Origin of the sequence: Alishewanella maricola (genome assembly GCF_016343785.1) — a bacterium.
Classification (GTDB): Bacteria; Pseudomonadota; Gammaproteobacteria; order Enterobacterales; family Alteromonadaceae; genus Alishewanella; species Alishewanella maricola.
Genome location: NZ_JAEINI020000015.1, coordinates 45512 through 59825 on the forward strand (window position 1 = coordinate 45512; position 14314 = coordinate 59825).

Below are 14314 nucleotides of genomic sequence, written 5' to 3' on the forward strand. Positions count from 1 at the left end.
GCTTTTACTTGTTATAGGAACAACCGTCATGGCTAAAAAGTTTAACGCCGAATCGCGGCACTATATTTTAATTGCCGCGCTGTTATTGGCGCTTTATGGCAGTTATTTGCTGATTGCGCCCTATGTGGGTGCTTTGGTGTTAGCTTTTGTTTTATCGTTACTGTGTTTCCCGCTGCATCAATGGATTGAACAAAAATGTCCCGGTAAACCCAATTTGGCTGCAAGCTTGTCCTGCTTATTGTTAGTGGTGGTGATCATCGTGCCTATTACGATTGTGTTTATGGCAATAGTGCAACAGGGCGTCATGTTTACCAAGCAAAGCTACTCTTGGTTAAATGGCGGCGGGGCAGAGCAATTGCTGCAACATCCATATTTATTACAAGCACAAACCCTGGCGGCTGAATACTTACCAGGCGATGGCTTTACTGCCAAATCAATAGTTGAAAAAATGACTGAGTTTGCTTCTGGTTTTAGTCGTGAATTGTTAGATCTCAGCACAAAATTGGTAGGCGATATCACCGGTTTCTTATTTGGTTTTGTGTTAATGCTTTTTATTCTGTTTTTCTTGTTACGTGATCACGACAAAATTGTCGATACCTTGCATTGGGTGATCCCGCTATCACGCTCACAAGAAGAAGCGTTATTAACTGAAGCAAAAACGGTGGCTCGCTCAGCTGTTTTAGGATCGGTCTTAACTGCCATTGCTCAAGGTATTGCAGGGGGCATTGCCATGGCCATTGTCGGCTTTCCCGGTTTATTTTGGGGAACCATGATGGCTTTTGCGTCGTTTATTCCTGCCATTGGTACGGCGCTGATCTGGTTGCCGGCAACGCTTTATTTGCTACTCACCGGTGACTGGCCTTGGGCTATTTTTTTAGCCGCTTGGGGGATTATCGTGGTGGGCTCTATTGATAATGTGCTACGGCCGATCTTGATGCAAGGTAGCTCAAACATGAGCACCTTATTGATTTTCTTGTCATTGATTGGTGGGATCCAATTGTTTGGCTTAATAGGCGTCATTTATGGGCCGATTATTTTTGCGTTAACCTTGGTGTTGTTGCGGCTTTATACCATTGAGTTTAAATCCTTTTTAGAAAAACAAGACAATAGCTAACAGCGCTAACTCGCGTGGTTTGTACCTAGGCTTAAACTACACTTTTTTTGGCGAGTTTAGGCCTTACATCTGCGCGACTTTATGTTATAACTGCGGCAATTATTCTTTAATATTTGTTTAAATGCGCCTACTTATTCCTATTAGCTTAACATTGCTACTCAGTGCCTGTGCACAGCAACCTGACTTAGAACCTGACCTAGCCACTGTTGTTGATGACAGGTCGTTAACTCAGCCTGCGCTGTTATCACAAGTTTCTTATAGCAGCTTATTACCCCTCGCCGCGGCTGTTCCAGAATCGGCCAGCCAACGCATTAACTACGGTACAGGCGCGCTGCAATATGGCCAGTTGTTTTTACCGGCTAATGGCTCGAACACGCCGGCACCGCTGCTAGTCTTTGTGCATGGTGGTTGTTGGTTAAATGCCTATGATATTACACACAGCCAGGCCTTTAGCTATGCCTTAGCCCAACAAGGATATGCGGTTTGGTCTATTGAGTATCGGCGAACCGGAGATGACGGCGGCGGTTGGCCAGGCAGTTATCAAGATATTATGCAAGCTTTACGCTACATTCCTTACTTGCCCCGCAAGCAACTGGATCTTAGTCGTGTTGTGCTAGCCGGGCATTCCGCTGGCGGGCATTTGGCGCTCTTGGCCGCCAGTGAAGTCACTATGACACCTGCATTAAAAGGCGTCATTGGGCTGGCCGCGATTACCGATGTAAAACGCTACAGCCAAGGTGAAAATGGCTGTCAAAAAGCGACGCAAGGCTTCTTTGCCGGTGATCTACAAAGCCAAGCAGAGGCTTACCAACAAGCTAACCCGGTAGAACAACCGCTACCTCAATCAACCTTACTGTTACACGGCAGTGCAGACAGTATCGTTCCGATTGAGCAGGCCAGTGACAGTGGTTTACCGATGTTGTTGGTACACGACGCGGGGCATTTTGATTGGATCCATCCACAAAGCGCTGCGTATAACCAATTTTTACTTTCTTTAAATGAGCTGATTTCGCCGTGAATTATCAAGAACTGCTGCAATTAGATCAACAAGACCCGTTACACAAACTGCGTGAAGCTTTTGTGTTACCAGACGACACCATTTATCTCGATGGTAATTCTCTTGGTCCAATGCCGAAAGTGTGTGCTGAACGTGCGCAAGAGGTGTTACATCAGCAATGGTCACAAGACTTAATTAAAAGCTGGAACACGCATCAATGGATTGAACTGCCCAGCAAAGTAGGTAGCAAAATTGCCGCCTTAATTGGTGCGGCACCAGAGCAAGTGATGTGTTGCGACTCTACCTCTATTAATTTATTTAAGGTACTAAGCAGTGCCTTACTGTTGCAACCCAAACGCCGTATTGTGTTGTCACTTAATGGCAACTTTCCAACCGATCTTTATATGGTTCAAGGCTTAAGCAGCTTAATTGGCGAAGATCGCTGTGAAATGCAATTAGTGGAAGAAGCGGAACTTGAGCAAGCATTAACTGACCAAATTGCGGTGTTATTACTGTCGCATGTCGATTTTCGTTCTGGCAAATTGCTTGATATGGCGCGCATGACAAAACTTGCGCAGCAACAAGGCATTTTAGTGATCTGGGATTTAGCCCACAGTGCCGGAGCTTTACCCGTCGCCTTAGATGACTGCCAGGTCGATTTCGCAGTGGGATGCGGTTATAAATATCTGAATGGTGGCCCTGGCGCACCGGCTTTTTTATACGTGGCGAAGCGGCATTTATCTAAAGTATCACAACCTTTAAGTGGCTGGATGGGGCATAAAGCGCCTTTTGCTTTCACTATTCAATATGAAAAACCTGCCGGCATCGAGCATTTTTTAACAGGCACACCGCCCGTCATTTCCATGAGTGTACTTGATGCCGCACTTGATGTGTTTGCTAACGTTAATATGCAGACTGTGCGTGCTAAATCCTTAGCATTGGCAAATACCTTTCATCAATTATTGACAAGTCATGCTGAACTTCACGAATTAACCCTGTTAACGCCATTAACAGAAGCCGAGCGGGGCAGTCAGTTAGCTTATCGTCATCCTCAGGCATATGCGTTATGTCAGGCGTTAATCAAGCGCGGCGTAATCGCTGATTTTCGCGCTCCCGATATTTTAAGATTAGGTTTTACCCCGTTATATTTACGTTATATCGATATGTGGATCGCCGTAGAAATATTAAGTGACGTGGTAAAAACAGCCGAATATTTAAAAGCAGAATATGCTGTAAAGCAAAAAGTTACCTAACTTTGCTAAAGCATAATAAACGATTATTTGCTGGCATGGCGTGATCATGCGTTAGGTGAAAACCTTGTTGTTGTGCCAGCACTAAAACCTGCTCGTGGTCACGAATACCCATTGCTGGATCCCGAGTTTTTAAACTTAGATCAAAGGCCTGATTGCTTGTGCTGGTAAAGTGCCCTTGGTAATTAAAAGGGCCATAGATACACAAGATGGCTTCTGGCTGGGTTAATTCATTAAGACGACTAAAAAAATGCTGCACCACAGGCCAAGGCATAATATGTAAAGTATTTGCGGTAAAGAGCGCATCGGCCCGCGTGACCGGCGCAGCATCTGCACAGATATCTAATGCTAAAGGCAAGGGTAAATTAGCCAAGTTAGCACGACGAATACGCTCAGTTAATGTGGGTAAATACTGCGATTGATCGGATGCTTGCCAAACTAAATGGGGTAAATGTTCGGCAAAGTAAAGCGCATGTTGGCCCGTACCACTACCAATTTCCAAAACTCGCTGATGTTTTGCAAACAATTGCTGTAAATGACTGAGAATAGGGGCTTTATTGTTTTCACAGGCCTGTGAAAAAGGTAAATCGGTGTATTTATTATCTCGGCTCATAACGTAAAGTCATACTCTGTGTGCAATAAAACAAAGCATATCATTAAAACCCTAGCGGTTTTAATGCAACAGAGGTTTTTATGTTAGGCCATACTACGGCGAATGAGCATAAGTATCGCGTAAATGTTAAGCATCCTATATAACCCAAATGGGTTATACTGAGTGCTGAACTCGCTATAAAAAACCCTAAAAAATAGTCTTTATATTGAATAAAATCATAACCTTAAAATAATTTCATTTTTTTAAGAAAAAACAGTAGCAGGTTGATAAATTATTAGCTGCTATTATGAGTTTGTAGCAAGTCGTTAAAGAGGGTCGCCATTATGAAATTATCAAAATTGTTAGTACCATTGTTGTTCATGATACCTATGACTCAAGCTGTGGAAGTAGGCTCAGCACCCACCGCGAGCGCTTCTTTTCATCAAGCAAGAGCAACATTAGCCACTTTTTTGAATCATATGACCTTTTCTGCTGAAGAAAAGCACTGGTTTGAACAGTCTGCGGAATCGTTAGAGAAGGTTATTTACTTTAACGGCACTGACCGCGAGGCCGCCTTAGCGCTATTAGTTGAGTTAGAAATGAATACCACCTGTTTTTTACAAGTGACCGACCAAAATCAATTCAACAGACATATGGGTACACTGTACTTATTAGTGGCGGATAACGATATTAAAAAACAGAAGTTAAAACAGTTTCATGAGTTTCTACAGATCCCTGGCATCAGACCTGCAGATAACAAGCATTGTAACTAATAGCGAAATACCTATTAAACAGATACAGGGATGTATTGCTTGTTGTTTGAAAATGCTCTCTCAAACTGACATGATAAATAATGTTAATGACTATTCCGTTCAATCACACCATTTGCTATAGCTTTTTAGCTGCCCCAGCATAGTTAACTCACGTTTAATCTTCACCGTTATTGCCAACGATTCTTCAGCGACAAGCTCTAATAAGCACCTCTGGTTAAAACCTAGATTAGCAGAGAAGAATTTTATATTTACTTGGCGATAATCAAGAACTCGGCGCACGTAACTCCAGCGCTTTTAGCCCTATTAATGTAGCAATATGCTGAACAAATTACGTATTTAGGTTGCTTTATTGACTAATTTGAATTGTTTTTGAGCAAAAAACAGTGTAGTTTTAAAAACAATATATTTACAAAAATATGCAACATTAACATTCAACCCCAGCAATTATTGTAAATTGTTTAAGCAATTGGAGCGTGTTAAAAATGATCAAATTATCAGCTGCTATCATATTTTCTATGCTAATTATGGGTTGTGCAAAATCGTCTCATAATATTACTGGCCAAGTTAAACCTGTTATTGCATCCTCAAATGTTGTTGTTTATGACGACGCGCCACAGGCCTACACAGAAATAGCCACGGTCAGTGCCAGTAGTCGAGAATACAACGTACCTTATGATCCCTCAAGCAAAGAAGAAGTAGTGGATCTGTTAAAATCTGAAGCTGCAGCCTTAGGTGCAAACGGCGTTATCATAACGTATCTTGATAATGAAGGTTCCACTAAAAGGGTCGCTACAACAAGCGCAACGAATAACGGAATTGTCGGTTTGACCACTGAAGATAGATTCATCACTAAAGCTAATGGTATCGCAATTTTCGTTAAATAAAATTCACTGGTTTAGTCTGTTTCATAAACCATAGAGAAAAATTATAAAGGCCTTATTGGAGTAATATTCTTCAGTGAAGCCTTTTTTGTTCTAAATTAACCGTTAATGGCTATGGCTAGCCAAACAAATTAACAGCGCACGAACTGAACTGTTTCTCTGTCCAGCAAGGGATGACTTTTAAAAAGGAATTATAAATGCCTTATAGAATGATCTTAACAATTGTGTTTTTTTCCTATACGCAAACAGCGATGGCGGCGCTGGATTGCAAGTCTGATGGAAGCAGAGAGCAGGTTGTTTATGCTTCAGCTGCAAGTGAGCAAATTTCATCTTGGAAACCCGGTGCCGGTATTCACAAACTCACGCTAAATAATCATTTTGCTATTGGAGTTAAAGTAGAAGAGGCATCTGCAGAATATTATGCAAAAAGGTTTGGGCAGGATGAGTATGTACCTGAACTCGTTAAAATCACTTTTTATGATATGAATACGGATCGTCCGAAAGAGCTTACTCATACTTGGGCTGGTGCGAATTCTGTTCAACTTTTCAATGCTATCGGTAATGCGGATCAGGTTCTTGAGCTCGCAGAACCCGGCTTAACACTTAATTTGATTAAACAAGTGTGTGTCAAAGTCGGTGCGTAAAGCTGGCCATTTAGCGACTAACTGAATGCCGATAGATTTCGGCATTCAGCCATCTTCCGATGTAAATCACGAAATACTCAAAAAGACCGATTATTGTCTTTTTTTCAATACTTTGCGGGATGATGATGCACCGATGAGTAAGACAAAATTTCAGAGAGGATAGGTGAAGTATTTCTTATTAGTCCATTTCAATTTAAATACTGTTCACTTCAACCGGCTTGTTAACACCTACTGGTTAATTATTAATTATTCACTTGAAATAAAAGAACGATATTTCTAATTTTTAGCTTTGTGCGAAATACAATATTTTTTGTGATATTGACCAAGCCTTAACACCTGTATTTACATACAGCCACTATCGAAAGTGCATCGTGTTTTGTTAGACGGATATTTCCGCATTTATCACTAATAGTAAAGTTTCTGTACCCATAACTCATTGTAAATAAGTCAAAATCAATGTAATGTTATCAACATGAAATTTACAAATACGGAAAAGTCCGTGTTTAAATACGGATGTTTCCGTCGAATAAGCGTTAGCCGGCTGTCGAGACGGTTTAGGTACAAAATCTGTTTTACTTTTCGGTTCTGCTTGCGTTAGGTTGTATCTCAGTTATTAATTTATTCCGTCAGGTTCACCAGTTTGTTGGCAAGGTGCAATCTCTGATGGTGCGGTAGCGTTGTTCCTTTTGACTCATTTGCTCCGCTAGATTTTAAGTTTTCAAGTTCCAGTCATTTCGTTGTATCGCACTTGGCTGGTTTCGTTTTTAATTTTGCACAGGGTTGCCGTTGTTCGGCATCGCTTGGCGGCAGTGCCGCGTGGGTAGTGTGTTTGTCGCCGCTAACAAGGCGCACCATTCGCTCCCTTCGGTCGCTGGGACGCCAACCGCTGCGCGGCCGTCGCCCATGTGCTTTGCGTTAGTTGCTATCAAACATGAAGGGCAGATTGTGAATAAAATTTATAGGTTCTTAATTCTCGCTGTACTCGTCATTGCTGCTCTTAGCTCCTACAGTTATGGCAGTTCAGCGGGTGTATTTGTATTTATAATTTTGGGTTTTGTTTTTGAGGGGCTATTTTGGTTTGGTTTATTTCGCAAAAGCCCAAAAAGCTCTTCTTAATTAAAATTAACAACTAACAAGGCGCAGCACTCACGGCCTGCAGCCGCTGGGATGCCAACCGCTGCGCGGTCGTCACCCGTGTGCTTTGCGTTAGGTAAATCCATGAAGACGGAACTCGATATCCACAATTACCAAAAATGGTCTTTGGAGAACTTTCAATACAGGGATCGGCTGTTAACGTTAACAGTCGAGGAGATGCTTTCAGATAAAGAACGTCTTCGGGAGCCCAAGAGATACTTAGTCATCTTTACCAACGCGATATGTTTCCAAGTTTATGATGAATGCGATCATCGTGAAGACTTTCATATTGATCGGGAAGTAGGTGTATTAGCTAAATATCGTGCGTCTCGATTGCTTGAACACGTAAAAAATGACACTGTTATTTTCGATACAGAAGTTGGCCTAATTGAGCACTATTCATTAATGACAACAAACGAATTCGTACACGTAATAACCAGTGCAGAACCAAGGCTCGTGGATGTTACCTAACAAGGCCCAGCAATTCGCAGCCGTTGGCTGCCGGACTCGCTACGCTCGCCGTTGTGGGCGGCGTTAGGTAAGTATAATGCAGTCATCTAGTAAAAAAGAATTCATCCAAACGATTGATTATTCACCGTGGTTTTTGGCGATATTTACAGTCATTTTTTTGGTTTTGAGCTTTTTTGAGAGGCCAATTTACTTCTTACTATTTTTAAGTATTCCTTATGGTCTTTATACCGCTCTTGTATTACCGTTTTTTTGGCGTAGGAATAATGATTGGTTAGGTGGCTTTTTGACGGTGATGCCTATTGTGTTTTTCATAAGCTCGTATGGCAACCACTTTACGGCAGTTCAGGCCGTCTGTGCCGCTGCGGCGTTTACTTGCCTTATATGGCTATTGTTCAAAAATAAGTTTATCCGCTATGTTTCAAACAATACCTAACAAGTTACTAAATTTCGTTCCGGCCACAAACAGCGTGGCCTCCACGGGACTGCCTACGCTGCGCTGCGGCAGCCCATTAGTAATGCGTTATATTTTTTGAGTAGTCATGAGCACAATAATTAGAACTGTAATAACGTCACTACTTTTATTTATGTTGCCGATAACCGCTTATCAGGCATACAAAATATTGCTTATTGGTAGCTGCGATCCAAAGTTTGGCTGTTGGGGCACCTTCGAACTTAGCTTTTTAATTGGCTCAGCGTACTGCTTTATATCTCTAGTTGCATTAATCACGGTTCAGTTGGTATCCAAAGTTAACATGCTCAACGTGCTTGCAGTGTTGGTAACAATGCTACTCGGAACAGCACATTGGTTTGTGCTTTCGATTGAGCTTTTAGATTCACTAACCATGCAAGTGCTATTTTGGCTGGCGTTGTCAGGTGTGTTTTATTCACTTGCAGCTGTAATTTCAAAAAAATATAACAAGCAAAGCCAGCCGACGCGTACCGCGCAGCTGCTTTGAGCGTTATGCCTTTTGAATTATGAAGCCTGAAATTGCTATTTCGAAATATAAGCTTGGGTTACTTTCAAGCGAAGATATTGTCCAGCTTGCTGACTTGTGGCTAACACAAGGTATTTTTACGGACTCACTAAACTTCCTTGCAATGGAGTTATATCCGGTTATGGCAACCGTAGGGCCAATGTTCGAAAAAGCAATTGTTGAATTGAGTTTAACTGTTCCTTCAAAAATTGAAGCTGCAAAACAGTTAGCGAGAGATACTATAGAAAAAATGGTATCGGGAGAGATAGATTTAATGGTTGGTGCTAATTTCTTGTATTGGGACGTTCACCACGAAATCACTGACGAACTACCAGATGGAAAGTATCTAGGAAGTAATCTCGGTTTTGAGCATATATTTTGTTGGCTCAGAGAAGTATGGGATTGTCGTGATGGTTCAAGAATTCTCTATTACACTGATTTACCTAGAGATGAAGCGGAAGTTAAATTTCTAATTCACCTTAAGGAAGAGGCGGAGGCTTGGCTTGCAAATCAGGCATAACAAGGCGCTGTTGTCGCCACTATCGTGGCTGGGACGGCTTACGCTGCGCTTCAGCCGCCCCAAAGCTTTGCGTTAGCAGCTTTCAGTGTGTTTAGGGCTGTTAAGGTTTTTTGCTTTGGCTTTGCTCGCGCTTGGTTTTCTTATAGGTAAAGCCAAAACGTATAGTACGCCAGTTCTTTGGTTAGTCGCTGGCGGCGAGGGCGGTAGCGTTGTTCCTTCGGTTCGTTTGCTCCGCTTGCAGCAAGTTTTAAGGTTCCAGCTATTTCTCTGTATCGCACTTGGCTGGTTAGGTTTTTAATTTATGGATGCAGTTGCTTTGGTCAACATCGCGTGGCGGCAAAGCCGCGAACGTGTGGTGTTTGCTGCTAACAAGTTACTGCACCGGAAAAATAACTCGCTGGCGCTCGTCATTTTCCGGTGAGCAATGCGTTAGGTGCTTCTTGTGTTTAATAGTGTACCGCAGGAATGGAGAGAATATAAAAAACGGAATTGGGTGGCGTTGCTGTACCTATTATTTGGCTTGCCGCTAAATTTTACGGTCGCGTATTTACTATACCTGATTGCGGAAAATGCGATAATTCCGATATCTGCGCTATTATTGTGGCCTTTGATTTTAGGTTGGTTAGCACTTCGAATTACGCGATTTCCATGTCCGCAGTGTTCGTCACCTTTTATGGCTAATCAAAAAGTTTCATTTGTAAAAATACGGTGTTGTACAGATTGCGGGCTAGTGGTGTATGAAACACCTAACAAGGCAATTAAATAACGGACACGTAACAGTTGGCTCGGTTCCGCTTCGCTTCACATTTTAGCCAACTATTACTTAGCCGTTTATTGCGGCGTTAGCAGCTTTCGGGTTGTTGTGGCTGTATAGGTTTTCTTTTCCGGCTCTGCTCGCGTCCGGTTTACATAGCGGTAAAGCCAAAACGTACAGTCCGCCAGTTTGTGTGTTAGTCCTGGCGGCGAGGGCGGTAGCGTTGCTCCTTTGGTTCATTTGCTCCGCTTGCGGCAAGTTTTAAGGTTCCAGCTATGTCGTTGTATCGCACTTGGCTGGTTAGTTTTTTAATTTATGAGTGCAGTGGCTTCGGTCAACATCGCGTGGCGGCAAGCCGCGAAAGTGCGGTGTTTGCTGCTAACAAGTTACTGCACCGGAAAAATTACTCGCTGGCGCTCCCAATTTTCCGGTGAGCAATGCGTTAGCAGCTTTCGGGTTGTTGTGGCTGTATAGGTTTTCTATCCTGGCTTTGCTCGCGTCTGGTTTTCTTAGCGACAAAGCCAAAACATAAAGTACGCCAGTTTGTGGGTTAGTCGCTGACGGTGAGGGCGGTAGCGTTGTTCTTTTTGGCTTCGCTCAACAGTTTTAAAGGTTCCGGTTGGCTCGCCGTATCGCATCTGACTGGTTTAGTTTTTAATAAAAGCAGCCGTGCTATTGCTCGGGTTTGCCAGTGCGGCAAGCCGCGAAAGTCCGGTGTAGGCTGCTAACAAGCAAAGGCATCTGACGCGTACCGCGCAGCTGCTTTGAGCGTTAGGCCTAATGGAGTAATTAATTAGTAATGGATTTATTTCTGGCTAATGTAATTACTGTGTTTTTCTTTGTTTCAGCGTATTTGCTGGTGAAGAAGTATCGCTTAATCAGGCAGCGTAATTCATACCTTTCTGCGTTTTCTGTTGCTGCTGGACTAGCTGTTGGGTTTTTACTGCTAAGCTTCTGTTTTGCTTTGCTTTTAGGTGTTTCGCTACCTGATATTTATGTAAAGACTTTTGCTTGTAAAGCCATATTTGTGTGGCTAATTCTGGCAATTAATTGGTTATGGCAAACGGTTAAACAGCAATCGGATCGTAATTATGCCTAACAATCGCCATCAAAAACGCGCCCTTTGGGCGCTCGACTCGCAACACGTTGCTCGCGTTTGTGGCGGGCGTTAAGCCTCTAGGCGCACATATGAAGTACGTTTTAGGAATCCTAATAATGATTTGGAGTATTTTTTCTTCCGCAAAAGACTATCCAGAAGTGGTTGTCGGTGAGGAAGAGGGTTTTGTTGATCTGACGTTTACAATTTCAAACTCCAAGAAGTTCGAATCTGGTGCACATGAAGTTGTAGTTAAAGGCAACCTAAAAGGCGATCAAGTTGGGTTTGCAATCGAGTTATTGCCTTCGTGGAACCCGAAAGCTATAGAAGGTACTGATGATGCTTTTTACTGGGGCGAAGCATTCTTTAAAAACACGGGGGCGGATTCAGACTCTTTTATAAGAGCACTGGCTCTTCTATACGGCGCAACTGTAACTGATGCATCTGTCCCAAATAAAGTGTATGCCCAAGTAGTTGGGCTAGGCTGTAACCCCGGGCAGCTTGAGGTGTCAGCCTGCAAGATGAAGTTCTTCTTCAGTCCCGATGGCGATGAAGGTTTGTATTCTGAGGTTTTCATTAACATTGATCTTGCAGCTAAAAAGCTAGAGTTCAATGAAAAGGACAATGATTACCGTGCAGCTTTGTTACGTTCGTTATTGCAATAAAGGCTTAACAAGCGGCTGCACCGGACATATTTCCGCTGTCACCTTTTTTGCGTGGCAAAAAAGTCGCCATCCAAAATCTGCTCGGTGAGCCGAGCGTTATATGCACTGATATTTTAGGGTGTAATTCATGGATCCATTGCTACTGCTGGGTTTGGCACTTTGGTCAGTGCTGTTACAAGTTTATGTTTTGTATCAAGTTAAAAAAGCAGATCCAGATCTTGCCACTGAGCTATTTGACGGAGTTGTGTTTAGTTCTAATTGGCAACATCAAAAGAAGGCAATGAAGTTTCTTTATAATCCATTTGCATGGAGAGGTATAGTTTATAAAAATATAAAGGTCGCATTGGTATTAAACTTATGTATTTTAATATTTTTTCTATCCTTAGTTTTTTTGGTTTAATGTGCATATAACAATCGCCAGCACAAACGCGCCCGTTGGGCGCTCGACTCGCAACAAGTTGCTCGCGTGTGTGGCGGGCGTTAGAAGTTCAGGAAGTTCATGAGTAGCATTAAGCTTAAAGTGAAAGAAACCTTAGGTTACATAAAGTCTAATCCTTTATGTGATAGCAGGAACCTCGATAGGTTGCTCGTTAAAGATCTGAGTGAACAAGGTTTAGTCGAAGGGGATATGTCTAGAGAGGTCACAGGCGCAGCACCGGTTTGCTATAACTTGCGCATTACTCTTACAGGCGAAGAATACCTTGAAAATTTAATTAGTCCTCCTAAAGACAGTTGGCGTTCAAGTCCGATAATTACCGGATTAATATCTTTGGTGGTGGCTATTACTGCTGCAGGTGTAATTTATTATTTAGGTTGGAAATAAGGTGCATAACACTTCTAACAATACGCATCACTCGCGGCCTGCGGCCGCTGGGACGCCAACCCGCTGCGCGGCTCGTCGCCCGTGTGCTTTGCGTTATGTGCTTAGGTTGTCATGATCGTCGGAAATAGAGTTTATAAATGAACACACGCGAGTACTTGCTAGCTTTATTCGATATTCATTCGGGCTCACTTCCAGTAAGAATTGCCTGCGATAAGTTTATTTCTCGCGAATTACTCTCGGAGCTAATTCAAAAAGGTTACGTTAGTACGACAATGTTGGCACCTGACAAATCCGTATTTGTGAATCCCTCTCTTACAGAAAGTGGTACAAGTATGCTCTTTGAATTAAGGCAAATGAACCCGGAATTATCAAAGACATTATTATTCAGAAAATACAGAGCAATAATAATGAACATTTTATATTCAGTTATAACATTTTTCGTTATGGACTTTTTTTTCAGGGTAATTCGCGGTGGCTATTAGTATAAAACTCGCACATAACAATGCGCACCATTCGCTCCCGTTGGTCGCTGGGACGCCAAACTCGCTGGCGCGTTTTTGTCGCCCATGTGCTTTGCGTTAGCAGTATATAAATATGAGCAAATGTAAAGTATGTAATTGTGATCTCGGTGAAGTTCCTATGTGTTTTGGGGGCAACTCCCCAGCTTTACTGATGGTCCCAGAAAATGAATATGATAGCCGCGTCGAAGAAAATGCTGATCAATGTATTGTTGACGGTGAGCATTTCTTTGTAAGAGGGCATATTGAACTTCCGGTTAAAGATACGGGTGAGATATTCATTTGGTCCGTGTGGGTTTCTCTAAGCGAGCAAAGCTATGATCAAATGAACGAGAAATGGAATGAAGAGGGCAGAGAAAACGCAGAGCCTTATTTTGGCTGGCTTATGACTAACCTGCCATGCTATCCAGAGACTATGCACCTGAAAACAAATGTCCAAACTCAACCAGTCGGCTTTGTGCCTCTTATTGAGTTACAGCCATCCGAGCATCCTCTTTCAAAGGAGCAACAGAATGGCATCACAATGGAGCGAGTGCATGAAATTGTTCATCAAGTCATGCAGCACTGATCAACTGCTAACAAGCAGCTCCAGCGGACATGCATACCTCCACGGGCTTTTGTGTCATTTCGCTGCGCTACATTCTTACACAAAAGCCCGCTCCGGAATGCATGCGCGCTGAGCTGGGCGTTAAACTTCTTACGGTGTAATTTTGACAAGATTTCTCCTATACATATTTCCTGTTTTGGCTACATTTGGTTTTCTTGGCTATATGTGTACTGTAGGACCGCTGTACGATAGCGCATTCTTTTCGAGTTTTAAGTTTCTTTTTATACTAGGGTTTCCATTTTATATATTGTCATTGTTTTTCAGTGCTCCTTATAGCTTTATAGGCACATATTTCGTGTATAAGTCTTATGTACTGAAAAAAAGTGGTAACAAAAATTGGCTGCATTTTCGGATCTCTGGTGTCTGGCAGTTAGTCTTAGCATTTAGTTACTTTGGAGCAACGGTAAGTGGTTATGCAATCACAGTTTAACAAGCGCAGTCACAAACGGCCATTGCATGGCCTGGACCTCAACCGCTGCGCGGGTTTCGGCCTGTGCTGCG

General features: G+C 42.6%; 16 protein-coding genes. 15 read left to right on the top strand and 1 reads right to left on the bottom strand.

Going from position 1 to position 14314, the window contains the following annotated elements:
- The first annotated feature begins 28 nt into the window (after positions 1-28).
- The 3 genes from JAO78_RS15240 to kynU all read left to right on the top strand — a co-directional run bounded on the left by JAO78_RS15240 (position 29) and on the right by kynU (position 3364).
- The gene (locus tag JAO78_RS15240; RefSeq protein ID WP_226752225.1) at positions 29-1114 is read left to right on the top strand and encodes an AI-2E family transporter; all 1086 of its coding nucleotides are present in this window, start codon (positions 29-31) and stop codon (positions 1112-1114) included.
- 121 nt (positions 1115-1235) lie between these two features.
- Positions 1236-2132 carry an alpha/beta hydrolase family protein gene (locus tag JAO78_RS15245; RefSeq protein WP_226752226.1) on the top strand — a complete coding sequence of 299 codons (897 nt, stop codon included), beginning with the start codon at positions 1236-1238 and terminating at the stop codon, positions 2130-2132.
- Positions 2129-3364 (top strand): kynureninase, encoded by a 1236-nt coding sequence (gene kynU / locus JAO78_RS15250; RefSeq protein WP_226752227.1) that lies wholly within the window; start codon positions 2129-2131, stop codon positions 3362-3364. The genes JAO78_RS15245 and kynU overlap by 4 nt, the downstream gene beginning before the upstream one ends.
- Here kynU and JAO78_RS15255 read toward each other — a convergent pair.
- Complete coding sequence (locus JAO78_RS15255) at positions 3357-3974, bottom strand: DUF938 domain-containing protein (protein ID WP_226752228.1); 618 nt, start codon at positions 3972-3974, stop codon at positions 3357-3359. The genes kynU and JAO78_RS15255 overlap by 8 nt on opposite strands.
- Before the next feature lie 323 nt (positions 3975-4297).
- On the opposite strand from JAO78_RS15255, the gene JAO78_RS15260 reads away from it, so the two are divergent.
- From JAO78_RS15260 to JAO78_RS15315, 12 genes are all read left to right on the top strand, one after another.
- Positions 4298-4726, top strand: a complete 429-nt coding sequence (locus JAO78_RS15260; protein ID WP_226752229.1) for a hypothetical protein — start codon at positions 4298-4300, stop codon at positions 4724-4726.
- A gap of 482 nt (positions 4727-5208) precedes the next feature.
- On the top strand, positions 5209-5610 hold the full coding sequence (locus tag JAO78_RS15265; RefSeq protein ID WP_226752230.1) for a hypothetical protein: 402 nt from the start codon (positions 5209-5211) through the stop codon (positions 5608-5610).
- A gap of 194 nt (positions 5611-5804) precedes the next feature.
- Positions 5805-6251: a hypothetical protein gene (locus JAO78_RS15270; protein ID WP_226752231.1), complete on the top strand. Its 447-nt coding sequence runs from the start codon at positions 5805-5807 to the stop codon at positions 6249-6251.
- A 1218-nt stretch (positions 6252-7469) separates the two neighbouring features.
- On the top strand, positions 7470-7856 hold the full coding sequence (locus tag JAO78_RS15275) for a hypothetical protein (protein ID WP_226752232.1): 387 nt from the start codon (positions 7470-7472) through the stop codon (positions 7854-7856).
- Positions 7857-7932: 76 nt separating this feature from the next.
- Entirely contained in the window at positions 7933-8289 is a 357-nt protein-coding gene (locus JAO78_RS15280) for a hypothetical protein (protein ID WP_226752233.1), read from the top strand.
- Between the two features lie 106 nt (positions 8290-8395).
- Positions 8396-8812 (top strand): hypothetical protein, encoded by a 417-nt coding sequence (locus JAO78_RS15285; RefSeq protein WP_226752234.1) that lies wholly within the window; start codon positions 8396-8398, stop codon positions 8810-8812.
- Positions 8813-8831: 19 nt separating this feature from the next.
- Positions 8832-9350, top strand: a complete 519-nt coding sequence (locus tag JAO78_RS15290) for a hypothetical protein (RefSeq protein WP_226752235.1) — start codon at positions 8832-8834, stop codon at positions 9348-9350.
- A gap of 1553 nt (positions 9351-10903) precedes the next feature.
- Positions 10904-11203, top strand: coding sequence for a hypothetical protein (locus JAO78_RS15295; protein ID WP_226752236.1), 300 nt, complete (start codon positions 10904-10906; stop codon positions 11201-11203).
- A gap of 116 nt (positions 11204-11319) precedes the next feature.
- The gene (locus JAO78_RS15300; RefSeq protein WP_226752237.1) at positions 11320-11865 is read left to right on the top strand and encodes a hypothetical protein; all 546 of its coding nucleotides are present in this window, start codon (positions 11320-11322) and stop codon (positions 11863-11865) included.
- 127 nt (positions 11866-11992) lie between these two features.
- Positions 11993-12265, top strand: a complete 273-nt coding sequence (locus JAO78_RS15305) for a hypothetical protein (RefSeq protein WP_226752238.1) — start codon at positions 11993-11995, stop codon at positions 12263-12265.
- 99 nt (positions 12266-12364) lie between these two features.
- Positions 12365-12688 (top strand): hypothetical protein, encoded by a 324-nt coding sequence (locus JAO78_RS15310; RefSeq protein ID WP_226752239.1) that lies wholly within the window; start codon positions 12365-12367, stop codon positions 12686-12688.
- A gap of 594 nt (positions 12689-13282) precedes the next feature.
- Positions 13283-13774 carry a DUF2199 domain-containing protein gene (locus tag JAO78_RS15315; protein WP_226752240.1) on the top strand — a complete coding sequence of 164 codons (492 nt, stop codon included), beginning with the start codon at positions 13283-13285 and terminating at the stop codon, positions 13772-13774.
- Positions 13775-14314 lie beyond the last annotated feature (540 nt).

Excerpts from the sequence above, each read along its gene's own strand:
- JAO78_RS15240 (WP_226752225.1), top strand. The coding sequence starts at position 29 with ATGGCTAAAAAGTTTAACGCCGAATCGCGGCACTATATTTTAATTGCC.
- JAO78_RS15245 (WP_226752226.1), top strand. The coding sequence starts at position 1,236 with ATGCGCCTACTTATTCCTATTAGCTTAACATTGCTACTCAGTGCCTGT.
- JAO78_RS15255 (WP_226752228.1), bottom strand. The coding sequence starts at position 3,974 with ATGAGCCGAGATAATAAATACACCGATTTACCTTTTTCACAGGCCTGT.
- JAO78_RS15260 (WP_226752229.1), top strand. The coding sequence starts at position 4,298 with ATGAAATTATCAAAATTGTTAGTACCATTGTTGTTCATGATACCTATG.
- JAO78_RS15265 (WP_226752230.1), top strand. The coding sequence starts at position 5,209 with ATGATCAAATTATCAGCTGCTATCATATTTTCTATGCTAATTATGGGT.
- JAO78_RS15270 (WP_226752231.1), top strand. The coding sequence starts at position 5,805 with ATGCCTTATAGAATGATCTTAACAATTGTGTTTTTTTCCTATACGCAA.
- JAO78_RS15275 (WP_226752232.1), top strand. The coding sequence starts at position 7,470 with ATGAAGACGGAACTCGATATCCACAATTACCAAAAATGGTCTTTGGAG.
- JAO78_RS15280 (WP_226752233.1), top strand. The coding sequence starts at position 7,933 with ATGCAGTCATCTAGTAAAAAAGAATTCATCCAAACGATTGATTATTCA.
- JAO78_RS15285 (WP_226752234.1), top strand. The coding sequence starts at position 8,396 with ATGAGCACAATAATTAGAACTGTAATAACGTCACTACTTTTATTTATG.
- JAO78_RS15290 (WP_226752235.1), top strand. The coding sequence starts at position 8,832 with ATGAAGCCTGAAATTGCTATTTCGAAATATAAGCTTGGGTTACTTTCA.
- JAO78_RS15295 (WP_226752236.1), top strand. The coding sequence starts at position 10,904 with ATGGATTTATTTCTGGCTAATGTAATTACTGTGTTTTTCTTTGTTTCA.
- JAO78_RS15300 (WP_226752237.1), top strand. The coding sequence starts at position 11,320 with ATGATTTGGAGTATTTTTTCTTCCGCAAAAGACTATCCAGAAGTGGTT.
- JAO78_RS15305 (WP_226752238.1), top strand. The coding sequence starts at position 11,993 with ATGGATCCATTGCTACTGCTGGGTTTGGCACTTTGGTCAGTGCTGTTA.
- JAO78_RS15310 (WP_226752239.1), top strand. The coding sequence starts at position 12,365 with ATGAGTAGCATTAAGCTTAAAGTGAAAGAAACCTTAGGTTACATAAAG.
- JAO78_RS15315 (WP_226752240.1), top strand. The coding sequence starts at position 13,283 with ATGAGCAAATGTAAAGTATGTAATTGTGATCTCGGTGAAGTTCCTATG.